This is a genomic window from Streptomyces acidicola (genome assembly GCF_009377235.1).
In the GTDB taxonomy this organism is placed as follows: domain Bacteria; phylum Actinomycetota; class Actinomycetes; order Streptomycetales; family Streptomycetaceae; genus Streptomyces; species Streptomyces acidicola.
In genome coordinates, this window is record NZ_VMNX01000015.1 from 1 (window position 1) to 15,578 (window position 15,578).

10 protein-coding genes and 1 pseudogene are annotated in these 15,578 nt (G+C 67.1%); 3 read left to right on the top strand and 8 right to left on the bottom strand.

All coding sequences use genetic code 11. The annotated features are described in order from the left end of the window. Both FPZ41_RS07490 and FPZ41_RS07495 read right to left on the bottom strand, forming a co-directional pair. A pseudogene (locus FPZ41_RS07490) lies at positions 1-246 on the bottom strand (murein biosynthesis integral membrane protein MurJ); the annotation flags it as partial. 44 nt (positions 247-290) lie between these two features. After that, positions 291-2,681 carry a DUF6049 family protein gene (locus FPZ41_RS07495; RefSeq protein ID WP_322619926.1) on the bottom strand — a complete coding sequence of 797 codons (2,391 nt, stop codon included), beginning with the start codon at positions 2,679-2,681 and terminating at the stop codon, positions 291-293. Positions 2,682-2,914: 233 nt separating this feature from the next. On the opposite strand from FPZ41_RS07495, the gene FPZ41_RS07500 reads away from it, so the two are divergent. Next, complete coding sequence (locus FPZ41_RS07500; protein WP_322619927.1) at positions 2,915-4,357, top strand: CCA tRNA nucleotidyltransferase; 1,443 nt, start codon at positions 2,915-2,917, stop codon at positions 4,355-4,357. Between the two features lie 208 nt (positions 4,358-4,565). Here FPZ41_RS07500 and FPZ41_RS07505 read toward each other — a convergent pair whose 3' ends face one another. From FPZ41_RS07505 to FPZ41_RS07515, 3 genes are all read right to left on the bottom strand, one after another. Continuing rightward, complete coding sequence (locus FPZ41_RS07505) at positions 4,566-5,828, bottom strand: MFS transporter (RefSeq protein ID WP_152860355.1); 1,263 nt, start codon at positions 5,826-5,828, stop codon at positions 4,566-4,568. A gap of 121 nt (positions 5,829-5,949) precedes the next feature. After that, positions 5,950-7,032 (bottom strand): inositol-3-phosphate synthase, encoded by a 1,083-nt coding sequence (locus tag FPZ41_RS07510; RefSeq protein WP_152860357.1) that lies wholly within the window; start codon positions 7,030-7,032, stop codon positions 5,950-5,952. A gap of 44 nt (positions 7,033-7,076) precedes the next feature. Next, a complete protein-coding gene (locus FPZ41_RS07515) occupies positions 7,077-7,757 on the bottom strand; it encodes a PadR family transcriptional regulator (RefSeq protein WP_152860359.1) in 681 nt (226 codons plus the stop codon). A gap of 373 nt (positions 7,758-8,130) precedes the next feature. On the opposite strand from FPZ41_RS07515, the gene FPZ41_RS07520 reads away from it, so the two are divergent. Both FPZ41_RS07520 and FPZ41_RS07525 read left to right on the top strand, forming a co-directional pair. Then, positions 8,131-10,788, top strand: coding sequence for a transglycosylase domain-containing protein (locus FPZ41_RS07520; protein ID WP_152860361.1), 2,658 nt, complete (start codon positions 8,131-8,133; stop codon positions 10,786-10,788). 132 nt (positions 10,789-10,920) lie between these two features. Next, a complete protein-coding gene (locus FPZ41_RS07525) occupies positions 10,921-12,444 on the top strand; it encodes a glycosyltransferase family 87 protein (protein ID WP_152860363.1) in 1,524 nt (507 codons plus the stop codon). A gap of 100 nt (positions 12,445-12,544) precedes the next feature. On the opposite strand, the gene FPZ41_RS07530 is transcribed toward FPZ41_RS07525, so the two are convergent. The 3 genes from FPZ41_RS07530 to FPZ41_RS07540 all read right to left on the bottom strand — a co-directional run bounded on the left by FPZ41_RS07530 (position 12,545) and on the right by FPZ41_RS07540 (position 15,320). Continuing rightward, positions 12,545-13,576: an alanine racemase gene (locus tag FPZ41_RS07530; RefSeq protein ID WP_152860365.1), complete on the bottom strand. Its 1,032-nt coding sequence runs from the start codon at positions 13,574-13,576 to the stop codon at positions 12,545-12,547. 98 nt (positions 13,577-13,674) lie between these two features. Continuing rightward, entirely contained in the window at positions 13,675-14,793 is a 1,119-nt protein-coding gene (gene femX, locus FPZ41_RS07535) for a peptidoglycan bridge formation glycyltransferase FemX (RefSeq protein ID WP_152860367.1), read from the bottom strand. A gap of 212 nt (positions 14,794-15,005) precedes the next feature. Next, positions 15,006-15,320: a hypothetical protein gene (locus FPZ41_RS07540; RefSeq protein WP_131558446.1), complete on the bottom strand. Its 315-nt coding sequence runs from the start codon at positions 15,318-15,320 to the stop codon at positions 15,006-15,008. Positions 15,321-15,578: the final 258 nt, after the last annotated feature.

Genomic DNA, 15,578 nt, shown 5'->3' on the forward strand with positions numbered 1-15,578 from the left:
GTATGTGCCCGGAGGCGGCGGGGGGTGGGCGGCGCGGTCGTAGAGCGCCTCGGTGACCGGGTCCTGGGCGGAGAGGTCCTGCGCCCGGTAGGGGTCCTGGCCGTAGGCGTCCGGCCCTTGGGCGTCCTGCGGGTACAGGTCGGTGTGGGGCTGCGGCGGGACATGGCCCGGCCCGGGCTGCGGGCGCTCGGGGTAGCCCGAGTCGGCCGCGCCCTGACCGCGGTCACCGTCGTACGGCGCGTTCATCCTTACCCCACCTCATCGTCCCTGGCCACTGGCCACGACATCGCTCAACGGTCCACTCTCTCACCCGTGCCGGACGGGTCGGCGCTTTCCAGTGCGGTGTCCGTCGGCGGGTCACTCGGGTGCCCCGGCTCGTCTTCCCCGGACCGCGCGCGGGACTCCTGCTTGAGTCCGTCCGCCGCGAGGACTGCGGTGTCGCTCGTCTCCTCGACCGCGGTCTCCTCCTCGGTGCCCTCCTCCTCGGCCTGCTGTGCCGCCGCGCGCTTGCGCTGCGTGTACATGCGGAAGCCGGCGAGTACGAGCAGGAGGACTCCGCCGGCGATGACCAGCATCACCGTGGGTGTGAACTCGGTGACGTTCACGTCGAACGTGACGGAGGGACCATACTTCTGGCCGTCCTCCGTGTAGAGCTGCGCCTCCACGGCGACCTCGCCGTTGGCGTTGGCGTTGGTGTCGAACTTCACCGACTGGCTGTGTCCGCCCGAGACCCGGATGGTCTGCTCTGCGTAGTCCTTGCCGTCGATCTCCAGGCGCTTCGGCTGCAACGACGTGAGGCGCAGCACCAGCTTGTCGACGCCCTGCACGAGGTTGTTCTGCACCGTCACAGGGATCGTGGCGCTGCGGCCCGAGAGCTTTGTCTCCGACTTCTCGATCAGCCTGACCTGGTCGGTGAGGGTGCCCAGGTAGGACTGCACGCTGTCGCGGTAGACCCCGGCCTCGGTGGCGCGGCCGCGCCAGGAGGTGGACATTTCCCGGTTCATGGCCCGTCCGAAGGGCGTGACGACGCGGGACTTGTCGGTGAGGACCACCTTGAAGCGGTTGAGATCGACCTGCGTGTCCAGGATCGTCTCGAAGGCCGATGTCGGCAGCTGCTGCTTGCGCAGGGAGGAGGGGTACGCGGCTGCCGCCGGAACCTTCGTGGTGGCATTCGGGTCGGGCTTGGCGTCCGCGGCCGCAGACAGGTCCTGGGACTGCGACCAGTTTCCGTTCTGGAGGGCTGTCAGGGCCTGCGCCATCGTCTGGGCCTGGCTCGCGGTCGGCATGCGCTGCGGGGCGATCACCATGCTGCGCTGCTTGTCCGGGGCCTGCAGGTCGGTCATAAGGCTCTGTGCGAGGAACTTCTGCACGGCCAGAGTCGCGTTGTCGGCCTTCGTCATGTCGCCCTGGAACGCCGTGGACAGCCGTGCGTCCGCGACGACCGCCGTGGTGCCGCCGCCGATGGGGCGGGCAGCGTTCGGCGTGTACGTCAGGTTTCTGGTGTCCTGGAGGCTGTCACTACGGGCGATCACCTTGTCCGCGCCCGCCGAGGTGGCGACCTTGACGATCGACGGGTCGACGGCGCCGTCCACGGGCCAGGAGAAGTCCGTCTCCGGTTTCACGTGGAGCACGGTCTCGACGGTGTCGGCGGCCACGTCGGTGGCGTCCTTGAGGTGGCTCAGGGAGCCGGTGACGTTCTTGCCGTTGTGCGCCAGAGAGGCGATGTCGGGGTCGGCGAAGGGGAGGGCGACGACTTCCTCGCCCTGGACGGCCTTCTCCAGTCCGCCGAGCCACCGTTTGGCGACCGCCTGGTTCTTGCCGGCCGTGGTCTCGTTGCCGCTCTTGACCCGGTAGCTGCGCGTCATCGCGTCGACGGAGGCCAGGAGATCCGGGTCGATCACCCAGGTGATGTTGAGTTCCTTGCCCAGGCTCAGCAGCTGGTCCAGCCGGCCACCGGGCGAGATCTCGTGGGCCAGGTCCTCGTTCTGGAAAACGGGCGTCTGCTGATCGCCCGGACCGGTCTCCGCCATCAGATGGGAGGTGGAGATGAGGGGCCAGAGGTATGTCGTCTTTGTCTTCGTTTCCGCCGTGTCCGGCTGCCAGGGCAGGAAGGTCCGCTGGATGCCGAGCACGCGCTCGTAGGGCGTGGCAGCGGTCCGGCCCGTGAGGGAGACCCCGAGCTGGTAGACGCCGTCGGCACCGAGGTCCAGCTCCTTGACGGGGACCGAGATGCTGAAGGACTGGGCGACGCCCGGGGTGAGCCGGGAGAACTTCTCGACGTACTTCCCGCCGACCTCGGTCCCGTCGGAGTACTGGTTGAAGGCGCCGCGCTTGGCCGCGGCGTCGATCGCCGCACGGCTGGACACGGACCCGCCCACACGGATGCCCACGTGGGCATCCGTGACCGGCTGCTTGCCGTTGTTCCTGACCGTGCCGGAGATGGTGACGGTGTCGCCGTCGGTGGGGACACCGGGGGTGAGCGAGTCCAAGGCGACGTCGACCACGCCCGACCCGCCGGCCTCGACCAGCGAGGACTTCTCCGCAGCGTGTGCCTCCGAGGCGGCGGGCAGCTGGAGCAGCCCGGCCAGCAGCGGTGCCCCGGCGGCCAGTGCCCCCGTACGCCGGAGCCACCGGCGGGCAGGTGAGGGACTCGTCCCCTGGGTGTCTGCCGCCTCGGCCACGCGCTCGCCCGTCCCTCGTCATGTCAGTGGTCGTCGGAATGTGCGTCCACGCATGGTAACGATGTGCGCCGAGGGGAAGTGCCGCGGTCTGCCTCACAAGATCGGCTACGGGACCATGAGTGTCCCGTATGTGTGCGTATTAAAGGGAGCGACCAGGGAGCGACTCTGGGGGACGACTGTGCACGTTCCATGGAGGCGCTCCGGGTCGCCGGGGGCACGTACCCTTTTCTGTTGTGCCGAACGCCAACGAAGAAAAGCCCAGTGCCCTGAGCCAGGTGCAGCACCGTGCGGTGAGTGAACTGCTGCGGGTGTCCCCTGTCGCCGATGATCTCGCCCGCCGGTTCCAGGAGGCCGGGTTCTCGCTCGCCCTTGTCGGCGGCTCGGTCCGCGATGCACTCCTGGGCCGGCTTGGCAACGACCTGGACTTCACGACGGACGCGCGCCCCGAGGACGTACTGAAGATGGTGCGGCCCTGGGCGGACGCTGTGTGGGAGGTCGGCATCGCTTTCGGCACGGTGGGGGCTCAGAAGGACGGCTACCAGATCGAGGTCACCACGTACCGGTCGGAGGCGTACGACCGGACCTCGCGCAAGCCGGAGGTGTCCTACGGAGAGTCCATCGAGGAGGACCTCGTACGGCGTGACTTCACCGTGAACGCGATGGCCGTGGCCCTCCCCGAGAAGGAGTTCATCGATCCTCACGGTGGCCTGGAAGATCTTGCGGAGCGTGTACTGCGCACGCCCGGCACCCCTGAGGAGTCCTTCTCCGACGATCCCCTGCGGATGATGCGGGCTGCCCGTTTCGCCGCCCAGCTCGACTTCGAGGTGGCTCCGGACGTCGTCTCCGCGATGACCGAGATGGCCAGGCGGATCGAGATCGTCTCCGCGGAGCGGGTCCGGGACGAGCTGAGCAAGCTGATTCTTTCCGCACACCCGCGTAAGGGCCTGAGGCTGCTGGTCGAGACCGGGCTCGGGGACCACGTGCTGCCCGAGCTTCCGGCGCTGCGGCTGGAGCGCGACGAGCATCACCGGCACAAGGACGTCTACGACCACACCTTGATCGTGCTGGAGCAGGCGATGGCGCTGGAGACGGACGGTCCGGACCTCACACTCCGGCTCGCCGCGCTGTTGCACGACATCGGTAAGCCGAAGACGCGTCGCTTCGAGAAGGACGGCCGGGTCTCCTTCCATCACCACGAGGTGGTGGGCGCCAAGATGACCAAGAAGAGGATGACCGCCCTCAAGTACCCCAACGAACTGATCAAGGACGTCGCGCGCCTGGTCGAACTCCACCTGCGCTTCCATGGTTACGGGACCGGGGAGTGGACGGACTCGGCGGTCCGCCGGTATGTGCGCGACGCCGGCCCTCTCCTGGACCGCCTCCACATGCTGACCCGCTCCGACTGCACCACGCGGAACAAGCGCAAGGCGAACGCCCTGTCCCGTGCGTACGACGGCCTGGAGGAGCGCATCGCGCAACTCCAGGAGCAGGAGCAGTTGGACGCCATCCGTCCGGACCTCGACGGGAACCAGATCATGGAGGTCCTGGGTGTCGGTCCCGGCCCGGTCGTCGGGCAGGCCTACAAGTTCATGCTGGAGCTGCGACTGGAGAACGGTCCGATGGAGCACGACGCGGCGGTGTCGGCACTCAAGGAGTGGTGGACCGAGCAAGGCTGAACCCGCGGACGACTGGGGCCGAGCCGTGAAACGGGGTCATGTTTCACGTGAAACATGACCCCGGGGGAGCGATCGCGTACATAGCGAGGGGCGATGTTTCACGTGAAACATCGCCCCTCGGTCGTTCTGGCGTCAGCCTTGTTGTGCATGCGGCTGCCCGCGGATGTGCTCTCGGTGCCGCTCTGGCCCCGGTGCTACTTGCCGAGGGTTACTGCCGTTCGAAGCGGGCCATAGCCGCTGCAATCGCCGCGTAGATGACGGCAATTGTTACCACCAAGGCGGCTGAGCGGCCGTCAGGAGGGAGCATCAGGGCGGCCACTCCGGCGGCACCCACGAAAGCGACGTTGAACAGCACGTCGTACACCGAGAAGATCCGGCCACGGAAGCCGTCGTCGATCGTGGACTGGACGATCGTGTCCGTGGCGATCTTTGCGCCCTGAGTGACGAGGCCAAGGACGAACGCCGCGATCAGTATGGGGGTCTTGGCGAACGGCAGCCCCAGAGCGGGCTCCAGGACGGCCGCGGCGGCGGCACAGGTGGCGATCCATATGCCTGGTCCGAGTCGCGAGACCGCCGATGGGGTCACCACCGCCGCTGCGAAGAAGCCCGCTCCCGAGATCGCCACAGCAAGGCCCAGCAGGGCCAGCCCGTCTTTGGCGTCGGACGAGAAGGCGTACCGGCACAGCATCAGCACCATGACCGTCAGGGCGCCGTAGCAGAACCGCATCAGCGTCATCGAGGCCAGAGCCCAGGTGGCCTCCCGCCGTTGGGGCTCCGCGAGATGCCGTATGCCCGCCACCAGGTCCCGTGCGGTGCCGGTGAGTGCGGTTCGCAGCCGTGGTTGCACCAAGTCCGGCTCGGGCCCGAGCAGTTCCCGCGTCATGCGCAGAGAGGCGAGGGCGGAACACAGGTACAGAGCCGCGCCGAGGAGGACCACCGCGGCGTCGGAGTTCGCCACCACCAGCCGTACGACGAAGGCAAGTCCGCCGCCCGCGGTCGCGGCGAGTGTGCCGGCCGTCGGGGAGAGGGAGTTGGCCATCACCAGGCGATCGGCGTCCACCACGCGCGGCAGGGCTGCCGAGAGCCCGGCCAGGACGAACCGGTTGACCGCGGTAACACAGAGCGCGGACACGTAGAAGAGCCAGCTCGGCACAGCGCTCAGCACCAGGAGGGCCGTCACACAGGCCAGGACGGCACGCAGCAGGTTGCCGTACAGGAGGACCTGGCGGCGTCGCCAGCGGTCCAACAGGACACCGGCGAAAGGGCCGATGAGCGAGTACGGGAGGAGCAGAACGGCCATCGCCGAGGCGATCGCGGCTGCCGACGTCTGCCTCTCCGGTGAGAAGACGACGTATGCGGCGAGCGCGACCTGGTAGACGCCGTCGGCGCCCTGGGACAGCAGCCGTACGGCGAGTAGGCGCCGGAAGTTCCGGAAGCGGAGCAGGACGCGCAGGTCACGCACGACGGACATGAGGCACAGCCTCACATACGGGGAGGGTCCCCGGGGCCATGCGACCCGGGGACCCTCAGCGGGAATCGAAGCGAGGCGCCTCGACGCCCCGTTGTGTCGGAGCGAAGTGCCCGGTGCGCTGCTAGCGCTCGACCTCGCCCTTGATGAACTTCTCCACGTTCTCGCGGGCCTCGTCGTCGAAGTACTGGACCGGCGGGGACTTCATGAAGTAGCTGGACGCGGACAGGATGGGGCCGCCGATGCCGCGGTCCTTGGCGATCTTCGCGGCACGCAGGGCGTCGATGATGACGCCCGCGGAGTTCGGGGAGTCCCACACCTCAAGCTTGTACTCAAGGTTGAGCGGGACGTCACCGAAGGCACGGCCCTCAAGGCGGACGTATGCCCACTTGCGGTCGTCGAGCCAGGCCACGTAGTCGGACGGGCCGATGTGGACGTTCTTCTCGCCGAGGTCCCGGTCGGGGATCTGTGAGGTGACGGCCTGCGTCTTGGAGATCTTCTTGGACTCAAGGCGCTCGCGCTCGAGCATGTTCTTGAAGTCCATGTTGCCGCCGACGTTCAGCTGCATCGTGCGGTCCAGGACGACGCCCCGGTCCTCGAAGAGCTTCGCCATGACGCGGTGCGTGATGGTGGCGCCCACCTGCGACTTGATGTCGTCGCCGACGATCGGGACGCCCGCCTCGGTGAACTTGTCCGCCCACTCCTTGGTGCCGGCGATGAAGACCGGAAGGGCGTTGACGAACGCGACCTTGGCCTCGATGGCGCACTGGGCGTAGAACTTGGCCGCGTCCTCGGAACCCACGGGCAGGTAGCAGACGAGCACGTCGACCTGCTTGTCCTTGAGGATCTGGACGACGTCGACCGGCTCCTCCTCGGACTCCTCGATGGTGGCCTGGTAGTACTTGCCGAGGCCGTCGAGGGTGTGGCCGCGCTGTACGGTCACACCGGTGCTGGGCACGTCGCAGATCTTGATGGTGTTGTTCTCGGAGGCGCCGATGGCGTCGGCGAGATCGAGGCCGACCTTCTTGGCGTCCACATCGAAGGCGGCGACGAAGTCGATGTCACGGACGTGGTAGTCGCCGAACTGGACATGCATCAGGCCGGGGACCTTGGACGCCGGATCGGCGTCCTTGTAGTACTCGACTCCCTGCACCAGCGATGCGGCGCAGTTGCCCACGCCGACGATGGCTACGCGAACCGAACCCATTCCGGTTGCTCCCTGTGTGTACGAGTGAGGCCCTGGCAGGGGCCTCACGTGGCGGTGTCGCCGGGCGTATCCGGTCCGGGGTCGCCCCCGGGCCGGGGCAGGACGCCCGGCGCTCCCTCTGTGGTGTCGCGAGCGGGTTCTCCGTGGCCGGGACCCTTCCGGTCCCGGCCTGCCCGCTCGCTCTCGATGAGCTCGTTCAGCCAGCGCACTTCGCGCTCCACGGACTCCATCCCGTGGCGCTGGAGCTCAAGCGTGTAGTCGTCGAGGCGCTCCCGGGTGCGCGCCAGGGAGGCGCGCATCTTCTCCAGCCGTTCCTCCAAACGGCTGCGACGGCCCTCCAGGACGCGCATGCGCACATCACGGGAGGTCTGCCCGAAGAAGGCGAAGCGAGCCGCGAAGGTCTCGTCCTCGTACGCGTCCGGACCCGTCTGCGAGAGCAACTCCTCGAAGTGTTCCTTACCTTCCGCCGTCAACCGGTAGACGATCTTGGCCCGGCGCCCCGTGAGCGGAGCGGCGGAAGCGTCCTCCTGCGCGCCCCCTGATTCCTCGATCAACCAGCCGTTGGCGACCAGCGTCTTGAGACAGGGGTAGAGCGACCCGTAGCTGAAGGCACGGAACACACCCAATGACGTATTGAGTCGTTTGCGCAGCTCATAGCCGTGCATCGGAGATTCGCGGAGCAGCCCGAGTACGGCGAACTCAAGGATTCCGGAACGCCGGTTCATCGTCGCCTCCTCTCTGCCGCGGCCTCGCCGTCACGTCTTTATGCCGAGCTGATGTATCGACTCGATACATCTCGACGATAGGACGCCCCTCCGGCTGCGACAAGAGGGGGCGCGGTGAACGGGATCACATCACCGATAAGTTGGAGGCAAGTTGCCTGGTTTGGGGTGAAGTTCGGTGCTCGGAGGGTTTTGGTGGTGCGTAGTCTGTGCGCCATGCACACCACCGGGAACCGAGTGACTTCCGAGCACGTCGTCGTCCTTGGTGCAGTACGGATGAATGCCAACACGACCGCATCCGTACTTCGGGGGGACAGGAAACCAGCCGCCGTTTCCAGGCGCGCACGGGTGCGCCTGCCCGAGGAGTAGTCGTTCGATGAGTGAGCACCGTCGCAAACCGACGCAGCCGCAGGGAGGCGGACGAGCCGCGGCCCGACGCGGTCAGTCGGCGTCCTCCGGCCGCCGCGCGGCACCGCGAGGCGCCACCGGGTCTCCTTCAGGCTCCCATGACTTGGGAGGTGAGGATCGCCCTTACGGCGGGCGAGCCGAGGCCCGGCGGGCAGCCCAGAGAGGCGGAGGGGGTGGCCGCCGCAGAGCGGCACCCGAAGGCGCGGGACGAGGTCCCGGGCGTGGCAGAGGGCGTGCCGCGCCGCCCGACAGGAAACGGATCATCGACTACCCGCGCGCCGGGAAGTACGGCGCTGGCCGCTGGGTGCCGTCGTGGAAGCTGGTGACCGGACTTTTCATCGGCTTCTTCGGCGGTCTGCTGGCTCTCGCGGGTGTTGGATACGCCTGGGTGAACGTGCCGGACGTCCAACAGACGGCGACATCACAGAACAACGTCTTCTACTGGGCGGACCGCTCTGAGATGGTCGCGACTGGGGGTGAGACGAACCGGCAGATCATCAACCTCTCACAGATCCCCAAGAACATGCAGTATGCGGTCATCTCGCAGGAGAACAAGACCTTCTACGACGACAACGGCATCGACCCGATGGGCATCGCCCGTGCCGTGTTGAACATGGCCCAGGGTGGTGACACCCAGGGTGGCTCCACGATCACCCAGCAGTACGTGAAGAATGCGATGCTGGACGATCAGTCACAGACGGTCTCCCGGAAGTTCAAGGAGCTGTTCGTCTCCATCAAGGTCGGCACCGACATGGACAAAGACGAAATCATGGCCGGCTACCTGAACTCCGCCTACTACGGCCGCAACGCTTACGGCATCCAGGCTGCCGCGCGCGCGTACTTCAACAAGGACGCCGTCAGCTTGAACGCAGGCGAGTGTGCCTTCCTGGCGGCGACGCTCAAGGGCGCCACGTACTACGACCCCGCGGGCGCGACGTCCATCGACCCGGCAGCGACCCCCCAGGACAACAGCAGGCGAGCCCTGCGGCAGATGCAGGACACCCTCGACAAGATGGTCGAGTACCGCCATCTGAGTGCCACAGAGCGGGCCAAGTACACCAAGCTCCCCAAGTGGCAGAATCCGCGCGCGAACAACAAGTTGAGCGGCCAGGTCGGCTACCTGGTCGACCTGGCCAAGGCTTACCTGATCAACAACGACATCGTCAGCGCCGACAAGCTCCAGCAGGGTGGGTACTCGATCTACACGACCTTTGAGAAGAAGAAGGTCGACGAGCTCGAAGCTGCGGTCAAGAAGGTCCAAAAGGCGAACATCAAGCCCAAGGAGCGCCCGAAGACGGACACCCACGTCCAGTTCGGCGGGGCGTCCGTGGACCCGGCCACCGGCGCGATCAAGGCCTGCTACGGCGGCGAGGACGCGACCAAGCACTTCACCAACAACTGCGACGTGACCGGTGCCCAAGTCGGGTCGACCTTCAAGCCGTTCGTTCTGGCGGCCGCAATGCAGTGGGGTGTGCGCGACAAGGACGGCCTCCCGACTCAGCCGCAGGACGAGCGCACGATCGCCTCTCCGAAAAGCCTGTACAGCGGTAAGAACAAGCTGAAGATCAGGACTTACGACGGGGAGATCTGGCGAAACGAGAAGGACCAGGAATGGCTGCAGGTGAACGACGGAGACGAGTCATACGGATCGCCGCCCGACAACAAGATTGACCTTCGTGAAGCGATGAGGGTCTCGGCCAACTCCGCGTTCGTCCAGCTCGGCATGGACGTCGGCCTGGACAAGGTGAAGGAGGCCGCCGTGGACGCGGGTCTCCTCGACAGCAGTCTGACCGGCACAAGCTTCCCGTCCTTCTCGATCGGCATCTCCGACCCGAGCGCGATCCGAATGGCCGGGTCGTACGCCACCTTCGCGGCCAGAGGCAAGCAGCGTGATCTGTACTCGGTCACAGAGGTCACGAGCCGGGACGGCACGGTCTTCAATCACGATGAGGTCGCTAAGACCAAGACGGCCTTCACGGCCCCGGTCGCCGACAACGTCACCGACGTCCTCAAGACCGTGGTAGAGGACGGAACAGGCACCAATGCCCAGCTGCCCGGTCGTGACGTGGCGGGCAAGACCGGTACCACCGACGGTAACAAGTCCGCCTGGTTCGTCGGGTACGTACCACAGCTGTCGACGGCGATTGGCATGTACCGCATGGACGACAACGCCTCCGGCAAGGAGCGCGAGTTCCTGCAGATGTACGGGACCGGCGATCAGGAGTCGATCCACGGTGCTTCGTTCCCGTCCGAAATCTGGCACGACTATATGGAGCAGGCACTCAAGGGCGAGCCGGTAGAGGACTTCCCGAAGCCCGAGCCCATCGGCGTGATCGTCAACGACGAACCGGACCCGACCCCGACCCCGACCCCGACCGAAACGGAAGAGGAGAGCCCCGAGCCCAGCCCCACGCCGAGCGAGAGCGAGGCCGAGCCGTCGCCCTCGCAGTCCGAGACCTGCAACAACCCGTTCGACCCGACCTGCAACGACACGGGTGGCAACGACACGGGTGGGACGGACACCGGAGGGACGGATGGCGGTTCGAGCGCCTCACCGAGCCAATCCGAGGGCAATACGAGAGGCAATGGCAACAACGGAGGCATCTTCGCAGGCCCGAACGGCTAGCCGCCGTGGATGGTCACCATCGAGGGTGTTTCACGTGAAACACCCGTCGTGAGGTGTTTCACGTGAAACGAGGGCCGTCGCACCCCACCGGGTACGGCGGCCCTCGACGTGTTCCCAGGTACGTACGGCAGGATGTGCGACATGCCCAGTGCAGACACGACGCGAGTGAGCGTGGACGAGCCGGAGCCGGTGCAGCCGACCAAGGAGGACGGGGTCGCCGCGAACGGCAGTGAGCTCATCGGTGGACCTATCGGGCGGCGCGCACTGCTCGGGATGTCCTGGTGGACTCCCGTGCGGGTGGTCGCGCTCGTGGCGATCGGCATGTTCGCCCTCGGCATGGTGCAGAAGCTGCCCTGCTACGACGGTGCCTGGTTCTTCGGGGTCAGCTCCCAGTACACGCACGCGTGCTACTCGGACATCCCCCACCTCTACCAGGGGCGCGGCTTCGCCGACGGGCTTGTGCCGTACTTCGACAAGATCCCCGGCGACATGCAGTACCTGGAGTACCCGGTACTGACCGGTGTGTTCATGGAGGTCGCCTCCTGGCTCACTCCGGGCAGCGGCAGCATCCAGGACCAGGAGCAGTGGTACTGGATGGTCAATGCCGGGATGCTGATGGTGTGCACGGCAGTCATTGCCGTCTGCACCGTACGCACTCAGCGTCGACGCCCCTGGGACGGCCTCCTGGTCGCGCTCGCGCCCGCGTTCGCGTTGACGGCCACCATCAACTGGGACCTGCTCGCTGTCGCCCTGCTGGCCGCCGCGCTGCTGATGTGGTCGCGTCGGCGCCCCCTCGCCTTCGGCGTGCTGGTGGGGCTCGCGACGGCCGCGAAGTTCTATCCTTTCCTGGTTCTCGGACCGCTCTTCGTCCTGTGCTGGCGGGCGGGCAAGTGGCGGGAGTTCGGTACGGCGCTGCTCGGTGCCGTCGGCGCCTGGCTCGTCGTCAACCTTCCGGTGATGTTCCTCGCTCCGGAGGGATGGGCCAAGTTCTACAGCTTCAGCCGTGAGCGCGGAGTCGACTTCGGCTCGATCTTCCTGATTCTTTCGCAGCGGTTCGACATCCAGATCACCGCGGCCGCGGCCAACACCTCCGCAATGATCATGATGGTGGTCGCGTGTGGCGGCATCGCCGCACTCGCGTTCAGCGCTCCGCGCCGACCGCGCTTCGCCCAGCTCGCCTTCCTGATCGTCGCGGCCTTCATCCTGACCAACAAGGTCTACTCGCCGCAGTACGTGCTCTGGCTGATCCCCCTCGCCGTGCTGGCCAGGCCGCGCTGGCGGGACTTCCTGATCTGGCAGGCGTGCGAGGTCGCGTACTTCCTCGGGATCTGGATGTACCTCGCGTACACGACCAGCGGGGACGCCCACAAGGGGCTCCCGACCGAGGGCTACCAACTCGCCATCGCCGTCCACCTGCTGGGAACGCTGTACCTGTGCGCCGTCGTCGTACGGGACGTCTACCTGCCGGAGCGTGACGTGGTGCGCCGGGCCGGCGACGACGATCCGGCGGGCGGCGTACTGGACGGCGCGGAGGACGTCTTCGTGCTCGGCGCGGCGGCTCATCCCCCGAGGCATGCGGCGCACCTCGACGGGCCGCACGTCGAGTGGGGCGACCACGGCACCGGTGGGAGTTCGCCCTCAGCGAACAAGGTGTAGGGAAGGTACGCAGAAGGCCGTACACGGGCTCCGTGTACGGCCTTCTGCGTACTGGGGGCGATCCGGCAACCGAGGCTCCGCTCGGCCCGTGACCGTCCGGTCAGCGGTCGACGATCCGGTCGAACTGTGTGGTGGTGTGCCGCAGGTGGGCCACCAGTTCCTCGCCAACCTGGGGCTCCGGGGCGTCCGCGGGCACGAAGAGGATCGACACCTGCATATGCGGCGGCTCCGCGAACCAACGCTGCTTGCCGCCCCAGACGAACGGAGCAAGGTTCCGGTTGACCGTGGCGAGGCCGGCGCGGGCGACGCCCTTGGCGCGCGGCATGACGCCGTGCAACGCCTTCGGGGCCTCCAGACCCACCCCGTGCGACGTACCGCCCGCCACGACCACCAGGAAGCCGTCGGAGGCCGCCTTCTGCTGGCGGTAGCCGAAGCGGTCGCCCTTGGATACCCGGGTGACGTCCAGGACGGCGCCCCGGTACTCGGTCGCCTCGTGGTCCCCCAGCCACAGCCGCGTGCCGATGCGGGCGCGGAAGCGGGTCTGCGGGAACTGCTGCTGCAGGCGGACGAGTTCCGCGGCCTTGAGATGGCTGACGAACATCGTGTGGAGCGGCAGTCGGGCCGCGCGCAGGCGGTCCATCCAGCCGATGACCTCCTCGACGGCGTCAGAGCCGTCGGTGCGGTCCAGCGGCAGGTGGAGGGCGAACCCCTCCAGGCGGACGTTCTCTATGGCGGCGTGGAGCTGCGGCAGGTCCTGCTCGCTCACACCGTGCCGTTTCATCGAGGACATGACCTCGATGACCACGCGGGCGCCCACGAGGCCGTACACGCCGTCCACGGACGACACGGAGCGAATGACGCGGTCGGGCAGCGGCACCGGCTCCTCGCCCCGCCGGAACGGCGTGAGCACCAGCAGGTCGCCGCTGAACCAGTCCTTGATCCGGGCGGCCTCGTATGTGGTGCCGATGGCGAGGATGTCCGATCCGAGGCGCGTGGCCTCCTCGGCCAGCCGCTCGTGGCCGAAGCCGTAGCCGTTGCCCTTGCAGACCGGGACGAGCCCCGGGAACTGCTCCTGCACGTGCTTGTGGTGTGCCCGCCAGCGCGCGGTGTCGACGTAGAGCGTGAGCGCCATGGCCGGTCCCGGAACCTTTCTCGTGGCTGCGGTGTATCAGAGGTGTGAAGCGCAATTGTGATGCATCCGCCGGACCGGCGGGGCGATACCGGACCGCGTCAGCGGCGGGACATGTAGATGTCGAGCGCCTTGTGGAGCAGCTTGTTGAGCGGGAAGTCCCACTCACCCAGGTATTCGGCTGCCTGCCCGCCCGTCCCGACCTTGAACTGGATCAGGCCGAAAAGGTGGTCCGTCTCGTCCAGCGAGTCGGAGATGCCGCGCAGGTCGTAGACGGTCGCACCGAGGGCGTAGGCGTCACGCAGCATCCGCCACTGCATCGCGTTCGAGGGCCGGACCTCACGCCCGATGTTGTCCGACGCGCCGTACGAGTACCAGACGTGCCCACCGACGACCAGCATCGTCGCCGCCGACAGGTTCACGCCGTTGTGCCGGGCGAAGTACAGCCGCATGCGATTGGGGTCCTCCGTGTTGAGGGCCGTCCACATGCGCTGGAAGTACGACAGCGGGCGGGGCCGGAAGCGGTCGCGCACGGCTGTGATCTCGTACAGCCGCTGCCACTCCTCCAGGTCGTGGTAGCCGCCCTGGACGACTTCGACGCCCGCCTTCTCGGCCTTCTTGATGTTGCGGCGCCACAGCTGGTTGAAGTTCTTGTGGACCTCTTCCAGGGAGCGGTTCGCGAGCGGCACCTGGTAGACATAGCGGGGCTGGACGTCACCGAAGCCGGCCCCTCCGTCCTCGCCCTGCTGCCAGCCCATACGGCGCAGCTTGTCGGCGACCTCGAAGGCACGCGGCTCGATGAAGTCGGCCTCGATGTCGCGCAGGCGCTTCACGTCCGGGTCCTGGATGCCCTTCTTGATGGACCCGGCCTCCCAGCGCCGAATGATCACTGGCGGGCCCATCTTCACGGAGAAGGCGCCCTGCTGCTTGAGATGCGCGAGCATCGGTTCCAGCCAGTCGACGAGATTCGGCGCGAACCAGTTGATGACCGGGCCCTCGGGCAGATAGGCGAGATAGCGCTTGATCTTGGGCAGCTGCCGGTAGAGGACGAGGCCCGCACCGACCATCTCGCCCGTCTTGTCGAACCAGCCGAGGCTCTCGGAGCGCCACTCCGCCTTGACGTCAGCCCAGGCCGGGACCTGCATGTGGCTCGCCGCCGGCAGGCTCTGGATGTACGCCAGATGCTGCTCTCGGCTGATCGTCCTCAGGGTCAGGCTCATTCGGGGCGCTCCTCGGGCTGGTGTGTCCCCATGGGTACAGGGGCTCCGGCTCTAGCGCCGAAGCCTACTGCGCCCTGCGAGCGCGCCGTCTGGCCGTATGCAACCCGGGCTCCGACCGGTGCGTGGCCGGGACGCCGCGAGGTGTTGTTCGGCCGGCTGACGGGTCGTCGGCCGGGGAGTCCGCCGACGACCCGTCAGCCGGCGCGACGGGGTCAGCCGATGATCCCGCCGAAGAGGCCGCCATGTGCCATGCCGAGGAAGAAGCCGACCGCCGAGGCACCGAGACCCACGATCAGACCGAAGCGCTCACGGGTCGTCTCCGAGATGAACTGCCCGTACGCTCCGGTCAAGATCCCCACCAGACCTGTCCAGGAACTGAGCAGGTGCAGATGGTCGAACATCGCCGTGACGAAGGAGACCACCCCGAGCACAAGCGTCACGGCAACCAGGGTGTCCTGCACGGGGTGGGGCTTGTGATCGGTGGCGAACAGGGATCCGGCGATGTTGGGTCGCATTGTCTGTGCCATGGGGCACCTCCTGCGGAAGACGGCGCATCGTAGCGCCTTACTCACCCGATCTGTACAGATTGACGGTCCCCACCGCCTGATTTCAACCGGAAGCGGGGGTGCGGGTACTCTTTACCGTCTGCACTGGTGTCTGCCCAGGCCACGACGGGGGATCTCAGCCGGGACCCCCGAATGTCAGTGGCGGCCGATACCGTTGCGTACGCATCACAACCCTCCTGCCACGGAACGACCGTGGCCGCTGAGTCCAAAGGAGGTGGG